Source organism: Mucilaginibacter gynuensis, assembly GCF_039541195.1.
Lineage (GTDB): Bacteria > Bacteroidota > Bacteroidia > Sphingobacteriales > Sphingobacteriaceae > Mucilaginibacter > Mucilaginibacter gynuensis.
The window spans coordinates 1-15660 of record NZ_BAABFT010000009.1 but is presented as its reverse complement, the minus strand read 5'-3'; the positions used below and the strand labels follow the sequence as shown (position 1 = coordinate 15660).

Sequence of the window (15660 nt, the reverse complement as noted above, 5' to 3'; positions counted from 1 at the left end):
AGCTTCACTATGCAGTTCCGTACTATCTGGTCAGCGAAGTGCATTGAGGTTTTTATATTCAAATTTACAAATCAGGTCTTAGCATGCTCAAAATGCAACAGAAAGCACTGCACCCGTTTTCGGAAAACGATGGTCATGAACCCGGAATATCCATTTAAAAGACTAATAAAAGCATTCTGTAATGAATGCTTTTGAATTTGGATCATTTATTTTTGAATATTAAATAGGGCAACCCGCCAACGGTGTTACTTATTCAAAACAGGCTGATAACCTGCGTTTATTCCATTTTATCCACCGGCACCTTGAACCAGAATACGGAACCCTTTCCCTCCTCACTCTCGACCCCTATATCACCATGGTGCCGTTCAACGATCTCCGCACAGATATAAAGACCGAGGCCCAATCCGCCAAAATGCGTCGATGATTCCTGGACGCGGTAAAAACGATCGAACAGGAAATTTCGTTTGCTGTCCGGCACGCCGATGCCAAAGTCCTGCACCGTTACTTTAAAGTATGCGCCTTCCACGCCGCAAGTAATAACGATCTGGTCAGCACCGGGCGAATACTTGATCGCGTTGGTCAGAAAATTATTAACAACTTGCTCCAACCGGGTGCGGTCTGCGTTAATTTCCGCAACGTCATCGCAGGAAAAAACCAAGCGATGTGTTCCGCCCTGCGCACGTACTTCCTCAATACTTTCCCGTAGCATGCTTACGGCATCAAATCGGGTATAATTCAGCAGCAGTTTTCCTTCCTGGATTTTGGTCACATCCAACAGATCGTCTAACAGCACAGTTAACTTGCCCGTTTGCCTCTCCGCCTTATCTATGAAGGATACCATCGGGTCCTTCCTGTCCATTTTCGACGCCATGCGCTGCAATATCTGCAAAGAACCTTTGAGGCTGGTTACCGGCGTTTTCAGTTCGTGGCTGGCTACGCTCATAAATTCGTCCTTTTTACGCATCAATTCCTCGGTTGCCTCCTGTGCTTTGATCAGGTGAGTTTCTGTTTCCTTTTGCCGGGTGATGTCAATGATCGAGCCCACCAGGCGGTAGGGCGTCCGGAACTCATCTTCCAGAATACTGCCGCGATCGAGAATGTAGGCGTAGGTATTGTCCGCTTTCAGGAAGCGGTATTCTGCCGACCAGTGTTTTTCCTGGTGGTTAATAGCGTAGTAAACGCTGTCCTGTACCCGTTCCCGGTCTGCCGGATGAACCTTTTCAAACCAGAAGCCGATATGATTACTGGCTTCATCCCGTTCGTAACCGAACATGACCGTGAAGTTCTCACTGCGCCACATGGTATTATTGATCAGATTCCAGTCCCAGATGGTATCATTGGTGGCTTTGGCTACCAGGTTAAAACGTTCTTCGCTTTCAGTCAACTTCCGGGTGCGTTCGAAAACCCTGTCCTCCAACTGGTTATTGAGGTCTTTCAATCCTTCCCTGGCCGTGATCAGTTCGTGGTAATTTTTCCGGAGTTTTTGTTCCGCATTGCGCCGGTCGGTAACATTGGTTAAACTGATAACAAAACCGTCATCCATTTTGGCTGTGACCACCTGATACCAGTCATTGGACAGGGTTTGCAATTCGGTATGAAGGGCTTTACCGCTTTCGACTACCTTGACGAACTGATCAAATGCAATGGTGTGCGAAAGATCAGCAAATTCCTTTACGGACGGCTGGGCTTCCATCATCTCTGCGGATTTGCCGACAAGCTGCAGTGCCGCATTATTATAAGCGATACATTTAAAATCATTGATCTTACCCGAGCGGTTACGCGTTTCCCTGAAAGCCAGGATAGCCGCCGAACTGGCATTGAATACGCCCGAAATTATATTATTCAGCTCGGTAATGACCGTAATATCAATGAAACTGATCACGACACCATCGCGTTGCTTGTCTTTACGTACGTAAGGCATGATGCGCATCAGGTAATTGGTCCCGTTCCTGACCCTGATTTCCTTTTCCGACATTTGTGCGCTCGACAGTACGGTGTGGATATCGTTCACCAAATGATCGTATTGTAAATTACTGGAAATATGGCTAATAGGTCGGCCTATGTCTGCTTCAATCAGGTTAACGATATGAATGGCCGCAGGGTTGAATTTGCGGATCCGCATACCCGAGTCGATAAAGATCTGGCCGATATCCGTGCTTTTAAAATAATTGTCCAGGTCATCGTTTAGCTCTATTAATTCCCTGATCTTAACCTGATGCTCCGAGTTCAGCGTGTGCAGCTCTTCATTCAAGCTCTGAAGTTCTTCATTACCCGACTGCAATTCTTCATTGGCCGAAAGCAATTCCTCGTTACTGGACTGCAGTTCTTCATTGGTGGTCTCCATTTCTTCGACCGCCATTTGCAGATTTGCCCGAGTCTCATTTAATTCAGCTTCCACTTCGAGTAAATGTTCCTGCTGATGCTCCGGCCCTACCGTTTGCAGCGTAATACCTTCTTTAGTGCCCGGCTCGGCTTTAGTTTCGGTAAACATCAGCAGCGTGTAGCCAGATGGGGAACCTCCTTCAGGTGGCTTAACGGTAATCTGCAAATACAGTTCTTCATTTTCCCGCTTGATGCGTATTTTGTTGAGATAGGTCTTTTTATGCTCTTTCCAGGCCCGCCGGATAGCGGTATTCAACACGATCGCAACATCCCGGCTGACCAGGTTCAGGATATTCAGGTCGAGTTTCTTTTCCGGCAGGTTCAAATACCTGCGATAATTTCCGATTGTGTCCTGAACAATATAATTCTTATCGATAAAAATCGCCACCGCATCAAATTCCTCGGTCATCAATTCCAGGAATTCCTGCTCAATGGTCTTTCCAGAATCGATCGTTTTCAGGGGCCTACTCTCGGGCACTTTCAAAGATGGGGCGGCAGCGGTGTACGTGTGGTGCAGGCCATAATTGATCGTACCTGATTTTTGGTAGATCTTCCATTTGCTGCTGATCTCGGTGATCCCCTCTTTGATGCTAGATGCATTCTCGCTGGAACCCAGGAACAGAAAACCCTCCCTGTTCAAGGAATAATGAAAGGTAGCCACGACTTTCTGCTGCAGCAGGCTATTCATGTAGATCAGCATATTGCGACAGGTGATCAGGTCATTTTTGATAAAAGGCGGTGATTTGATCACATTGTGCCGGGCAAAAACGATCTGTTTGCGGATGGATGGTATGACCGAATAACTTTTACGGTCTTTTACAAAATATTTTTTGAGTAATGATGCCGGGATTTCCTTGGCCACCGTCAGCGGGTAACTGTTCTTACCGGCGATCTCGATACTTTTTTCATCCACATCGGTCGCAAAGATCTTTACTTCCAGGCTTTTGCCGGCCTGTAATAAACAATCGTTGATTAGTACAGCAATGGAGTATGCCTCTTCGCCGGTGCTACAGGCACAGACCCAAACCTTCAGCAGATCGCCATCCTGCTTTTGCCGGATCAGCTCCGGGATTATATCCTTGGCCAAAACATCAAAGGCTGCCTTATCACGAAAAAACTTGGTCACGCCGATCAGGAAATCCTTGGCCAGCAGGCTGACCTCTCCGGCGTCCTGGTGCAGCAAGTCCACATAATCCCGAAGATCGGGAACTTCGACAGCGGCCATACGCCGGGCAATGCGGCGCAAAATAGTAGGCGTTTTATACAAGTTAAAATCTTGATCGCTGTTTTGGCTGACCAGTTGGAAAAGCTCACTCATCAGTCCGTCATCCACTTGTTCCGCTGCTAGTTCCGGCGCGGATTTCTGCTGCACAAAGTTGTGCAGTTCCAAATGCATTTTTGCAGGAGGCAGAATAAAGTCGGCATTACCCGAAGTGATGGCGCTATTAGGCATACCGTCAAATTTAGCGGAGGACGGTTCCTGGACCATAACCATCCCCCCGGCTTCTTTGATGGCTTCGATCCCCTTGGTACCATCGGTACCGGTTCCCGAGAGCACAATGGCAATCGCTTTATCTTTTTTATCCTTGGCCAGGCTAAAGAAAAATGTATCTATAGCTGTGTTCGGCGTTTTATCTTTGATTTTGTCTGCCAGTTTTAACTGATGTCCTTTAATAGTCATCAGCTTCTTGGTCGGTATAATATAAACACAGTTACGCTGAAGTTTCTCGTCATTGGCCGCTTCCAGCACTTTCATACGGGTGTGTTTGGCCACTAGTTCGGCCAGCAGGCTCTTGTAATCGGGGGAAAGATGCTGGATTACCACGAATGTAAAACCGGAATTGTCCGGCATATGGTCAAAAAATTCATGGATGGCCTCCAGGCCTCCGGCGGATGCACCGATGGCCACGATATACCGGTCCAGCGACCTGTGTTCTGGAATTTTCAAGGTTCTCTTCGCCACGCCTTCTTAGTAATTTGCTTGCTTGGTACTGAATTCATAAATAAAGGTTCTCAGATTTTCTGCTGTTTCCAGTTCCTGAACGGTCCAGGCATCCGACGTATGGTGTACCTGTTGTTGCCATATCTTAAATGAGGCACGCGGGTGGTATTTTGTGCCATCAGGGTCAAAGTTGATCGTCTTGGTCGGATCTCCGCCCCAATTTATCGTTTGTACTACTTCCGGGCGGAAGGCCAGAATATACTCTCCTTTTTCCTTCGCGATGGCAATGGCCAGCAAACCGCTGGACTTCGCCGCGTAAGGCACAGCCTCGTCAAAAAGCCCGGGTAACTGATCGGTGCAGAATACCCGTTCAATATTTTTATTTTGCAGCCAAAGCAGGAGATTTTCAACCATGTCGTGGTCAGGAACATCCCCCAGAGTGTAATAGCCGCCCCGGTAAGCAGCTACTGCGCCGGAGGCCTGAAACATAGTTAGCAAGTTAGTGCCGTTCTCGTTTAGCAAGCCGGCTACCAGGTCGTCTTCCGCATACACCTGTGCGATTAGCGCGGTTTGTTGTTTTTGCAACTCGCTTTCCACGTCGAACAAAGTTTTATTCAATATGGCGGATATCCTGTTGGAAATGACCGACGAGATCATTTCGCATACGGAACATAGTTCAAAGCTTAGGTAATGAGGCTCCAGATGATGACAAGCGATAAGCCCCCACAAGGTATTATTATGGATGACCCGAATTGACATCGAAGCGGACACGTTCATGTTTTTCAGGTATTCCAGGTGCACGGCCGCTACACCCCGCAGGTTACAATCAGAAAGATCAATAAAAGCGCGGGTAACCGGATTAATGACTGGATATAGTCTCACCGGCACATACTGGCGGTCAGGGATTAGCCGGTAAGGATTTTTCAAGTAAAGTTCCCGTGCCTGTTTGGGTACATCTGAAGCCGGAAATGTGTGCCCCAGGTAGTTCTCAAGGTTTCCTTCTTTCTCTTCTGCGATGACAGTGCCGTTCCATTCCTCATCAAAACGGTACATCATCACCCCGTCAAAACCAGTGATCCTTCTTAATTCATAAACCGCTGTCCGGCTGACCTCTTCGATCGTTTCGGCAGATTCCATCGCGGCCATCGCATATTTGACCTCATCATAAACATTGGTAAAAGACCGTTCTGTTCCGGCGTCCTCTTTTTCTATCTCCAGAATGATCAGCTTCTCTTTAAAATGTGCAAGCGCCAATAACCGCTTGCCGGCGATGGTCAACGGCAGCGGTATCTTGACTTTTGAGCGTTCCGCAAAACGTTGCTGCAATTCTTTCAGTTGCCCCGTACCGGCATAAACGCTGAATAAATTGCTGGTGATCTCCGGCAAATCGGCTTGGAAAAGCCCGGCACAGTTTTCACTGACCTGCAGGATGCGGTAGCTACCTGCGTCAAGTACTACCAGGTACCCATATGTTTGGATCACATTGATATGATTCAGGGGCAAACTGCCACAAAATTCTGAGTCATAGTTATTTCTCTTAGCCATTCACGTTTTTTCTAACAGGGATCTTTTGGATTTTTCAAACACAGCTAAAGCGTCTTGCACGCCGTTAGATGAACGGTGAATAGACGGGAATATAGCAGATGTAAGGCTAAAGTATAGATTTCTTATAAGGAAAACAAATTGCCTTGGCGGATACAACCCATAGGAATACCCTACCCGTAACCATCAAATTCATAAAATTACATATCACCCGGATGATGTCGATCAGCAAATCTATAAAATCTTTGCATAGTGCTTTGGTTTTCACGTACCGCCGAAAGGTACTGAAAGGCAGTTGCCCTTATCATAATGACGCGAAGCTTTCATTAATGGCGATACCAGCTAAGAATATGACCATGGACTTGCAGGCGGCTCTGCCGAGTTTCTCCGCCGGATAATAGACTTCCTTACAGCTTGATTTATCTGCAGCAATGTAAAATTCATCCATAGTTTCATTCAACTGTAGGTGAAACCTGAATGGCTGACCTTCATGGCTCACATTGACCTGAAACAACTACAATTTGCGCCGGTTCATGGAATTGAAAGAAAAAGTATTATTCTCCGCATCTATCATAAAGTTCTTCATGCCGCGAAAATAGCCTATAACTATGCATTTAAATTGTTTATCTGGCTTCTTATTTTTAATAAACCCAATCTGAGATATTGTGTTATCTTTTTATGAAAATTGCTTGTTTATTACTCTTTGCGGGGATCGCTTCCATCGCGCAAGCACAACAACTTATTGAAGTCGCCTCCTTCGGAAAAAACCAGCCCATTGGCTGTAAAGTATCCCCTTCAGGACGTTTGTTTGTCGGCTTTCCGCATCATGAGCCCTTTCTTTACGCGCTGACCGAGATCAAAAACGGGCAGCGGGTTCCCTACCCTGATGCGGCTTATCAAAGCCAGTTCAATAATGTACAGGACCTTTGGACGGATGAACAGAATAACCTATGGGTGCTGGATTCAGCGCCTGGTGGCGGCATGATAGTTGGAAAATTCAAGTTGGTCCAATTTGAGCTCGCCAGCAATACCGTAAAAAGAACGTATACGTTTGACGATTTAGATAAAACAAAAAGTGCCCTGAACGATGTACGGGTAGATCATTTGCACCATTTAGCTTATCTATCCGACCCCGGGCTTTCTGCGATTGTCGTGCTGGACCTGAAAAGCGGTAAAACCCGGCTGGCCTTGCAAGATGACCCGACCACAAAAGCTGATCCTGCTTTCAAACTGTATTTGGATGGTGAAGATGTGGTTGATGATAAGGGTAACGCCTTTTCGTCCAATGTCAATGGGATCGCACTCAGTACGGATAACCGGTATTTTTACTTCAGGGCCATTAACCAAACCTGGCTGTACCGCATCAAAACGACTGACTTGGCAAGTGGAGAGACCGCAGGAAAAGTGGAAAAAGTAGCAGAGACAGGTGTTTGCCATGGCATGACGGCCGATGCTAAGGGCAATGTGTTTCTGAGTGATTCACCCGACAACGCCATTACCTATTTTAGTCCCGACGGAAAATTACATACATTGATCAAAAATCCCCGTATCAGCTGGCCCGACTCCATGGGTGTTGGCCCTGACGGTTACCTGTATTTCAGCGCGTCGCAGCTGAACAGGCTGCCTAAATTCCATAAGGGAGCAGATAAGACGGATTACCCCTACCGGGTTTATAAAGTTAAATTACCATGGTAGTGTTGCCAAGCAAATCATTCCTTAACGGTACATACCAGTTGGCTCCTAAACCTTGAAGCCCGCGCCATCTGTTTTTTCGTACATAAGTTAAATGAAGTCTTTTTTTAGCCGCTGTAAAAAACTGCCTTAACATTTGTGCTTTTGCCTGATCAGGCCGCTCAAACAGGTTGATACTATTTAAATCAAACCTTTTACCATTTGTCAGGATTATAGTAATGGATACGTTCGGCTTATTGTTGGTTTCGTAATCGTAACAATAAATCCCGGCAATTTCTCTTTTCAAATATCTGGTAAAATCGCCTTGGCTATCGCTGATAAAAATTGATTTCTCATCAAAGTAAATCCGGACGGTCTTTGATAATAAACTGGTGATCAGCGACACAATAATGATCACGATCCCTAATGAGAGCGCCAGGCCGACGTGCTTAAAAAAATGGCGGATGAACAATACATAAAACAAGACTGCCGGAACAATTCCAACAAGTACTGCCGGATAAATTACTACATACGGCTGCGTAAAGACTTGCTCAAAAACAAAATCAGGTGTGCAATATTTTCGGTGCGGTGACATGGCCTACTTCTGTTTAAAGACCAGCGTATGTTGGACTTTACCATCCCAATAAGCGGCCTCAATCCGCGACGGATATTCCGTCCCGGTTATTTTTTTTAATGTTATACAGGATCCTTGTTGTTTTTTGAATTCACCGGATCAAATCTCAGATCGCCTTTGGCATCCGGCTCATCAGCTGATGGCGAAAATTCCTGGTTACCCAATTTTGACAAGATTTTCACCTTACTCGCCAGCAAGTAACCATCTGCTAATTGCAAAGTGGTTGCCTTGCCGGCTATTGTAGTTTTATAACTGATCATTTCATACGCTTTTTGCGCCAGCGCTGGATTTGAGCAATAAAATGCCACATGTAAGAAAATGAGCGTCAAAAAGATTTTCATTTGGAGTGGTATGATGCTAAACAAACAAGCCGGCACGACGAATGTTGTGATGACATGGAAAATTGGCAATTTTACAGATCGGTTATCGACGGTGAAGAGCTGCGCCTGGAAGGGTTGAATATCTGGGATCATCCCTGGAAAGCTTCCGGTGAAACAATTTTGGTCAACGATCCGATCTATCAGCAAAGCCACCGGATGAATGTCTATAAATTACCGAAGGGGCCTTAACGATTCACTTTGCCGCCGGTAAATTTTCCAACATGGTATGGGGTATTTATTTGCCCTGAAACCACGCAGGTCATGAGCCATCATAAAACGAATCTTGTCCAATGACTAAACATTAAAAAATTATTGCTGATTCGTCCAGACTAATTTGCTCACATCGTAACCAAGGTTTACAGCCTGTTTCAAATAGGCAGTTTGTGCAGCGGCAGGGATTGATTTTTCCCTGGACAGCAGCCACAGGTAATCCAGGTTATTGCCGGCTACCATCGCGTAGCGGTATTCCGGGTCGATGGCGATGACGTTATAACCGGCATAGAAGGGTCCGAAAAAGGAAACTTTTAAACGGGCGGTATCAGGGCTTTTGACAAATCTGGCCTTACCGATACTTTCCTTCCATTGTTTTTTGAGGTAATGATAGCCTTTGTTAACTACCCGGATCGAGCCATCTGCATTCAATGAATATTCCGCGGTCACGTGGTCCAGGTTTTTTTCAAACTTAAAATCCATCCGTGCGATCTCATACCACTTGCCTAAGTAACGGTCTATATCAAAAGGACTGACCGCCCTGGCACCTTTTGGTATGCTTACACATGATGCAAAATTTATCGCGATCGCCGCCGCGCCGATACCAAGCACCACGCCTGTCTGCCATTTATTCCATCTCCTGATCATGATTGAATAACAAATGTCAGCGCCTGCGGTTTGGCGGGGCCATGTATTTCCCCGAACAAAAGGGCCCGCCGCCCGTTACCTGGTTATGGAAAAAGAGATCGTAGTAGCAGGCGGCACCGGTAACCTCGGCGGCCGGATCATTAAAGCTTTACTCAGCAAAGGTGCAAAGGTGCAGGCCATCGTCCGTCCGGGCAGTGATGAGCAGAAAGTAGCACAACTGGACAGTTTAGGCGCAAGGATTATTGAGGTAGATATGACTGATGCTGCATCACTGGCCGATGCTTTAAAAGGGGCCTCTTGTGTTGTTTCCGCGCTTGCTGGCTTGCGGGACGTCATTGTAGATACGCAAGGCCTATTGCTGGAAGCAGCAGTTAAGGCTGGCGTGCCGCGTTTTATTCCCTCTGACTTTTGTACGGACTATACACAGTTGGCCGACGGGGAGAACCGGAACTTTGACCTGCGCCGGGAATTTGCCAGAATGCTGGATCAGCAGCCGATCACGCCAACCAGTATTTTCAACGGTGCATTTGCCGAACTGCTGACCTATAATATCCCGCTGCTTGATCATCAAGAGCAAACCATCGGTTATTGGGAAAAGCCGGACTGGAAAGTAGATTTTACGAGCATGAATGATACGGCTACGTTTACCGCTGAAGCCGCCCTCGATAACACAGCGCCGCGCTACCTGCGTATCGCCAGTTTCCAGCCCAGCCCGAGAGAATTGACTGAGTTGACTGGCTATACGCTAAAAGACATGGGTCCCCTCGCCGGACTTGACCAATATAACCGCCAGCAACGGGCGGAGCACCCCGAGGGCGAACAGGAACTGTACGCCAAATGGCAGCAAAGCATGTATATGCACAGCATGTTTAGTGCGCATAATGAGGTGACGGACAACAGCCGCTATGCGGAACTGGCCTGGAGTAAAATTGAAGATTATATTCAACCCCGTAAATCATAATATAATTCCATGGACCAGCTAAAGGAGAACTTTGAGGCATTGAAGGATCTAAGCCTCAGTGCTGATTATCCGACGGGTGAACATTAGCTTATTTTACGCGGATCGCATTCAATTACTGGAGTTACCTTAAAAGCTATTCTTACCCATGGTACTGCAAGATAAATATGTAAATTTGGTCAAATCATAAACTATGCCGGTACACGTCGCTATTACCCTTAGAATTTTACCCGGTAAGGAGGACGAATTCAAACAGGCACTCCGGAAATTCATGGGTGAATCTTTTACGCAAGGCGGCGTGCATGGCGCAAGCATGATCACATCATTACCGGGTGATGAAAGCGAGATCGGTATTCTGCGGACCTTTCAAGACCCGGCCGAACGGGATGCTTTTTACCAGTCCGAGCAATTTAAGAAATGGGAAGCCTATGCCCTGACGCTTACGGAACCGCCGGTTTACCGTGATCTGAATGGTCTTGAGTTCTGGTTCCTTTCCACCGGTGCTCCACCCCGCTGGAAAATGGCGCTGGTGATTCTGCTCGGCGTATTTCCTACCAGCCTTCTTCTTTTCTACACCGTAGGTCTTATCATTAAGGATTTGCCCGTGCCGGTTCGTTTACTGATTACATCCGCTTGTATGGTTGGCTTATTAAACTGGCTCGTTATGCCGTTTCTGACCAAAGCATTACACCGGTGGCTTAAGCCGTAATTACCTCACAGATTTAATAACGGCAAATCAAAAAGAAAGTGGAGCCATCCTGACCAGTACTTTGTACACCAATGCTTCCATCGTGCGCTTTAACGATCTCGGTAGCGATCAATTAAGTTAATTACTTAAATAGAAACCATACGCCTCATATTACGTTTGACCATAGTATCGGATCACCATAATTAAGTTTCTTAAAATAGTGATCATCCACATCCAAGCGCTATGAATTTACATAAAAAGACCATTGTTATTACCGGGGCTTCCAGCGGCGCAGGCCGGGCAGCCGCACTTGAATTTGCACCACTTGGTGTCCGCCTGGTTTTGGCGGCGCGGAATGAAACTGCTTTAAAGGAGCTGGCAGAAGAATGTGTAATGCTTGGTGCCGAAACACTTGTGCTGCCGACAGACGTGGCCGACCCGAAAGCCATGATCAGACTGGCGGATGCGGCGGGCGAATGGCATGGTAACATTGATATCTGGATCAATAATGCGGGCGTACTGGCTGGCGGTGATTTTGACGTCACGCCCATGGAGGTACATGAACAGGTCATTAAAACGAATTTGCTGGGCTATATGAATGGCGCGCACGCGGTGCTACCCATATTTAAGCAGCAACGTTATGGCGTGCTGATCAACAATATTTCCATCGGCGGATTTTTGCCGGTGCCGTATGGCGCCGGGTATACGGCAAGTAAGTTTGGCTTGCGTGGTTTCTCGGAAGCGCTGAAAGCGGAGCTCAGCGCTTGGCCTGATATTTACATTTGTGATCTTTTTCCGGCGTTTTTGGATACGCCGGGCATCTTGCATGCAGGCAATTATACGGGTAAGGTATTAAAACCTGCCCCGCCGGTTTATGACCCGGTGCGGGTAGCCCAAGCGATGGTAAAAGTCGCCGCCAATCCTAAGTCCAATACCTATGTAGGCAGCGCTTCCCTCCTCCTAAAATTCTCTCACGCGCTGTTTCCTGAACTGACCACCAAAATGACCGCGCTGGTGATGCGCAAATATTTCAAGGTCGCGGATGATATCGCACCGACCAACGGTAACCTTTTTAATACGGTTGATTACGGGATGAGCGTGCACGGGGGATTTGGTATACCGGGCGCGCCAAAAGCGCACCGTAAATATATTGCCGGCGCGCTGCTGGCAGGCTTTGCGGCGGGGTTTCTGCTATTGGGCTCATCAAAGAAATAAATGTCAGCGGTATGGTCGACAAACCCAGCTATCTCAACTTCGATACTAAGGCTTATGCCTGGAAGCCGGAAATCGATTACCGCAAGCATCCGGAACTATACCGTGTAGGCAAAGGTGAACAAGGTGTGCTGATCTGCGAACCTTATAAGAGCGAGATCGGTCCGTACTGGCGGTTCAAAACAGTAGAAATTGCTAAAGAGAGCAGTGCAAAAATATATGAGCTTTTTCTGAGCTATTTGGAAAAGAATGACTTTATTGGCGCTGATATGGCGCGTAAATACCTGCAAATGGGTTTTACCCGCGCGCGGCGTTACGCCAATTATAAAGGTGGTAAAAAGTATGATAAAGAGCACGATCATATTGCTTTGGCGCGGAACCGGTGAAGAAGAAAAAGCAAAAGCCGCGGCCATATTCTTTGATCAGTGGAAGCAACCTTAAATGTAACCCAGGGCCGCTGTGCATTTTAGTGTCCAGTTGCACCATGCGGCTAATACGCGGATCAGGTGTTTAATAAAACATTCTGCGCTGCCATGCCTTTACTAATAAAACTTTGAAATGACCAATTACAACGACGTATTGATACATGCGGCCCGCACAGGCGAAGTGGCCGTGATCAAAGAGTTATTAGACCAGCAAACAAATGTGAATGCGCGTGACGAAAAAGGCTACACGCCGCTGATCATTGCTTGTTATAATGATCGTTATGAAGCGGCTAAATTGCTCCTGGAAAACGGTGCAGACGTTAACGCAGCTGATAACGGCGGTAATACCGCATTGATGGGTGTTGCTTTTAAGGGCTACCCTGCTATTGCGGAGCTATTGATCAGTCATGGCGCTGATTTGAACCTGCAGCATGGCAATGGTGGTACGGCCTTAATGTTTGCAGCCATGTTTGGCAGAAATGACCTGGTGCGACTGTTGGTCGGGCATGGTGCTGACAAAACTATTGTTGACACGCGTGGCCTGTCGGTAACTGATCTGGCGGTGCAGCAGGGCAACCAGGAAGCGCTCTCGCTATTGGCATAAATAAAAAGCCGCCCCTGAAACAGGAGCGGCTTTTTTGGCGGGTTCGTTATGCCGGGATCTTTCTCGGTTTTTCCCGCTCCCAAAAACGGTGCTGAGCAATAGCCTTAATAAATAAGGTGGCTAATTTCTTCGCCTCATCACTTAAGACAATACCCTCGGACAACACCGTTTCTTCACTATACTCATCCGGAAGTTTCTTACTAAAGTATGTCGCTTCCAATACCTGCGCCGCATCACTGTCGGCGGCAATGGCTTTACAATGTTTAAAGGCTTCATTCAGAAAATGCACCGCATCTGCGTCTGCCTCCAGTGTGGCGACGCTGTTGGTACCGCCGGGCACATAGACTGCGTCAAATAGCACGGATGCCGCACCCAGTAAACTTTCATCCACATGGATCTTAGCATCATTATCAGCCGTGATAAAACCTAAACGCGGAGCTATGATTTCTACTACACCACCGGCCGATTCAACGGCCGTCTTAACAGCGGTCAGTGATTTTTCATTGACGCCGTCCGCGGCTAATATCGCGATCTTACGTGTTTGAATAGAATCTTTCACGGTGTAGGCCATACTTAACGCCGTTGATTGCGCCAAAGAACTTTCTACCTGCAATGAAGCATAATCTGCCGGGTCGCCATCGGCCGGAATATTCTGGTTCAATTGCTCGGCCAGGTTCTCCGGGATGTGAATGCCAAGTGCATAAGCAACTGCTGCTGCCAAACCTTTATCGATCTGTGCCAGTATCGCCAGCATACGCTCGCGGATTGCCACGGTTTTTACTTTGCCCAATTCAAAACTCAGAGCATCGGTAATGTGATTCTTTTCCGGTTCCGATTGGCTGTTGAAAAATAACGTGGCTTGGCTGAAATGGTCGAAAAAGCTTTTGCTTCTTGCCCTGACTTTGCTGGCCGAAATACGTTCAGGATAGCTGACAAAACCGCCTTCCGCTTCTTTGGCCTGCCTTGGATCATTACCTCCGATAGCATTCGGACTGTAACTGGTCTTACCTTTGTTGATGGTCTGCCGCATAAAGCCGTCACGCTGGTTATTATGCACCGGAACAATGGGCCGGTTGATCGGGATCTCCTGGAAGTTCGGGCCGCCTAAACGGGTCAGCTGTGTATCTGTATAGGAGAACAGCCTGCCCTGCAGCAGCGGGTCGTTACTAAAATCGATGCCGGGTACTATATGCCCTAAGTGAAAAGCCACTTGTTCCGTTTCAGCAAAAAAGTTATCCGGGTTACGGTTTAGTGTCATTTTACCGATACGTTGAACAGGCACCAGTTCTTCGGGGATCAGCTTGGTCGGGTCGAGCAGGTCAAACTCGAACTTGAACTCATCTTCTTCCGGCACGATCTGTACACCCAGCTCCCATTCCGGGAAGGCACCGCTGTCGATGGCGTCCCACAGGTCGCGTCGGTGAAAATCGGGGTCTTTGCCCGATATGTTCTGCGCTTCGTCCCAGGCCACGGCATGTACGCCCAGCAATGGTTTCCAGTGAAATTTAACAAAGCTGGCTACGCCTTTGGCGTTTACAAAACGAAAAGTATGTACACCAAACCCTTCCATCATGCGGTAACTGCGCGGCAACGCGCGATCGCTCATTGCCCACATGATCATGTGGGAAGATTCGGGTGTCAGGGAAATAAAGTCCCAGAAAGTGTCGTGCGCCGAAGCTGCCTGCGGAATTTCGTTATCAGGCTCCGGTTTTACGGCATGTATCAGGTCAGGGAATTTGATGGCATCCTGGATAAAGAACACCGGCATATTATTGCCTACCAAATCAAAGTTTCCTTCCTGTGTATAAAAACGTACGGCGAAACCACGCACGTCACGCGCAAGGTCGGTCGAGCCTTTTGAACCGGCTACTGTAGAGAAGCGAACAAACACTGGCGTTTCTGCTGCTGTATCGTTTAAGAACAATGCCTTGGTTAAAGCTGACTGCGATTCATAAACTTTGAACACACCATGGGCGCCCGAACCACGGGCATGCACTACCCTTTCCGGAATACGTTCGTGGTCAAAGTGCGTGATCTTTTCACGCAGTATAAAATCTTCCAGCAGGGTTGCGCCACGGTCCCCGGCCTTCAGGGAGTTTTGATCATCATTGATCTTCAAACCGGTGTTAGTGGTCATGAACTCGCCGGTACTGTCCGCCGTATGTGGCGCAAGGTTTTCTATCTTATCGTTAACCGGCTGTGTGCCTTTGCTAACATTTTTTGTATCGGCGGTTTTGTCTTCACCTTTCCCGGTGACTTTTTTTGTTGCCATTATCTTATGTATTGGGATTAGGTTAGGCTTCTTCTGAAGCTTTATAGTTCACGTCGTTTTCAGCGACATCGGTCAATAATTGATCGGCTGCT

At 47.3% G+C, this 15660-nt stretch carries 12 protein-coding genes; 6 read left to right on the top strand and 6 right to left on the bottom strand.

Annotated features, from left to right (window positions below; all coding sequences use genetic code 11):
• Nucleotides 1-277: 277 nt before the first annotated feature.
• Nucleotides 278-4345 carry a chemotaxis protein CheB gene (locus tag ABD894_RS16875; RefSeq protein WP_345212242.1) on the bottom strand — a complete coding sequence of 1356 codons (4068 nt, stop codon included), beginning with the start codon at nt 4343-4345 and terminating at the stop codon, nt 278-280.
• A 6-nt stretch (nt 4346-4351) separates the two neighbouring features.
• Nucleotides 4352-5869, bottom strand: a complete 1518-nt coding sequence (locus tag ABD894_RS16870; protein WP_345212241.1) for a GAF domain-containing protein — start codon at nt 5867-5869, stop codon at nt 4352-4354.
• A gap of 675 nt (nt 5870-6544) precedes the next feature.
• Between ABD894_RS16870 and ABD894_RS16865 the strand changes: the two genes are divergently transcribed.
• Nucleotides 6545-7561 (top strand): SMP-30/gluconolactonase/LRE family protein, encoded by a 1017-nt coding sequence (locus ABD894_RS16865; RefSeq protein WP_345212240.1) that lies wholly within the window; start codon nt 6545-6547, stop codon nt 7559-7561.
• Here the strand turns inward: ABD894_RS16865 and ABD894_RS16860 are convergent.
• The 3 genes from ABD894_RS16860 to ABD894_RS16850 form a co-directional block, all read right to left on the bottom strand.
• A complete protein-coding gene (locus ABD894_RS16860) occupies nt 7545-8132 on the bottom strand; it encodes a hypothetical protein (protein ID WP_345212239.1) in 588 nt (195 codons plus the stop codon). The genes ABD894_RS16865 and ABD894_RS16860 overlap by 17 nt on opposite strands.
• A gap of 101 nt (nt 8133-8233) precedes the next feature.
• Nucleotides 8234-8644 carry a hypothetical protein gene (locus ABD894_RS16855; RefSeq protein ID WP_345212238.1) on the bottom strand — a complete coding sequence of 137 codons (411 nt, stop codon included), beginning with the start codon at nt 8642-8644 and terminating at the stop codon, nt 8234-8236.
• Nucleotides 8645-8860: 216 nt separating this feature from the next.
• Complete coding sequence (locus ABD894_RS16850) at nt 8861-9409, bottom strand: lipocalin family protein (RefSeq protein ID WP_345212237.1); 549 nt, start codon at nt 9407-9409, stop codon at nt 8861-8863.
• 85 nt (nt 9410-9494) lie between these two features.
• On the opposite strand from ABD894_RS16850, the gene ABD894_RS16845 reads away from it, so the two are divergent.
• From ABD894_RS16845 to ABD894_RS16825, 5 genes are all read left to right on the top strand, one after another.
• On the top strand, nt 9495-10370 hold the full coding sequence (locus ABD894_RS16845) for an NmrA family NAD(P)-binding protein (RefSeq protein ID WP_345212236.1): 876 nt from the start codon (nt 9495-9497) through the stop codon (nt 10368-10370).
• Nucleotides 10371-10560: 190 nt separating this feature from the next.
• Entirely contained in the window at nt 10561-11076 is a 516-nt protein-coding gene (locus ABD894_RS16840) for an antibiotic biosynthesis monooxygenase (RefSeq protein ID WP_345212235.1), read from the top strand.
• A 222-nt stretch (nt 11077-11298) separates the two neighbouring features.
• Nucleotides 11299-12270 carry an SDR family oxidoreductase gene (locus ABD894_RS16835; protein ID WP_345212234.1) on the top strand — a complete coding sequence of 324 codons (972 nt, stop codon included), beginning with the start codon at nt 11299-11301 and terminating at the stop codon, nt 12268-12270.
• Between the two features lie 11 nt (nt 12271-12281).
• Nucleotides 12282-12653, top strand: coding sequence for a DUF4385 family protein (locus ABD894_RS16830; RefSeq protein ID WP_345212233.1), 372 nt, complete (start codon nt 12282-12284; stop codon nt 12651-12653).
• A 172-nt stretch (nt 12654-12825) separates the two neighbouring features.
• The gene (locus ABD894_RS16825) at nt 12826-13296 is read left to right on the top strand and encodes an ankyrin repeat domain-containing protein (protein WP_345212232.1); all 471 of its coding nucleotides are present in this window, start codon (nt 12826-12828) and stop codon (nt 13294-13296) included.
• Between the two features lie 46 nt (nt 13297-13342).
• Here ABD894_RS16825 and ABD894_RS16820 read toward each other — a convergent pair whose 3' ends face one another.
• Nucleotides 13343-15568 (bottom strand): catalase, encoded by a 2226-nt coding sequence (locus ABD894_RS16820; protein WP_345212231.1) that lies wholly within the window; start codon nt 15566-15568, stop codon nt 13343-13345.
• Between the last annotated feature and the right edge of the window lie 92 nt (nt 15569-15660).

What these genes read in the sequence shown, in the direction of transcription:
- ABD894_RS16870 (WP_345212241.1), bottom strand. Translation starts at nt 5,869, where the DNA reads ATGGCTAAGAGAAATAACTATGACTCAGAATTTTGTGGCAGTTTGCCC.
- ABD894_RS16865 (WP_345212240.1), top strand. Translation starts at nt 6,545, where the DNA reads ATGAAAATTGCTTGTTTATTACTCTTTGCGGGGATCGCTTCCATCGCG.
- ABD894_RS16860 (WP_345212239.1), bottom strand. Translation starts at nt 8,132, where the DNA reads ATGTCACCGCACCGAAAATATTGCACACCTGATTTTGTTTTTGAGCAA.
- ABD894_RS16855 (WP_345212238.1), bottom strand. Translation starts at nt 8,644, where the DNA reads ATGATCCCAGATATTCAACCCTTCCAGGCGCAGCTCTTCACCGTCGAT.
- ABD894_RS16850 (WP_345212237.1), bottom strand. Translation starts at nt 9,409, where the DNA reads ATGATCAGGAGATGGAATAAATGGCAGACAGGCGTGGTGCTTGGTATC.
- ABD894_RS16845 (WP_345212236.1), top strand. Translation starts at nt 9,495, where the DNA reads ATGGAAAAAGAGATCGTAGTAGCAGGCGGCACCGGTAACCTCGGCGGC.
- ABD894_RS16840 (WP_345212235.1), top strand. Translation starts at nt 10,561, where the DNA reads ATGCCGGTACACGTCGCTATTACCCTTAGAATTTTACCCGGTAAGGAG.
- ABD894_RS16835 (WP_345212234.1), top strand. Translation starts at nt 11,299, where the DNA reads ATGAATTTACATAAAAAGACCATTGTTATTACCGGGGCTTCCAGCGGC.
- ABD894_RS16830 (WP_345212233.1), top strand. Translation starts at nt 12,282, where the DNA reads ATGGTCGACAAACCCAGCTATCTCAACTTCGATACTAAGGCTTATGCC.
- ABD894_RS16825 (WP_345212232.1), top strand. Translation starts at nt 12,826, where the DNA reads ATGACCAATTACAACGACGTATTGATACATGCGGCCCGCACAGGCGAA.
- ABD894_RS16820 (WP_345212231.1), bottom strand. Translation starts at nt 15,568, where the DNA reads ATGGCAACAAAAAAAGTCACCGGGAAAGGTGAAGACAAAACCGCCGAT.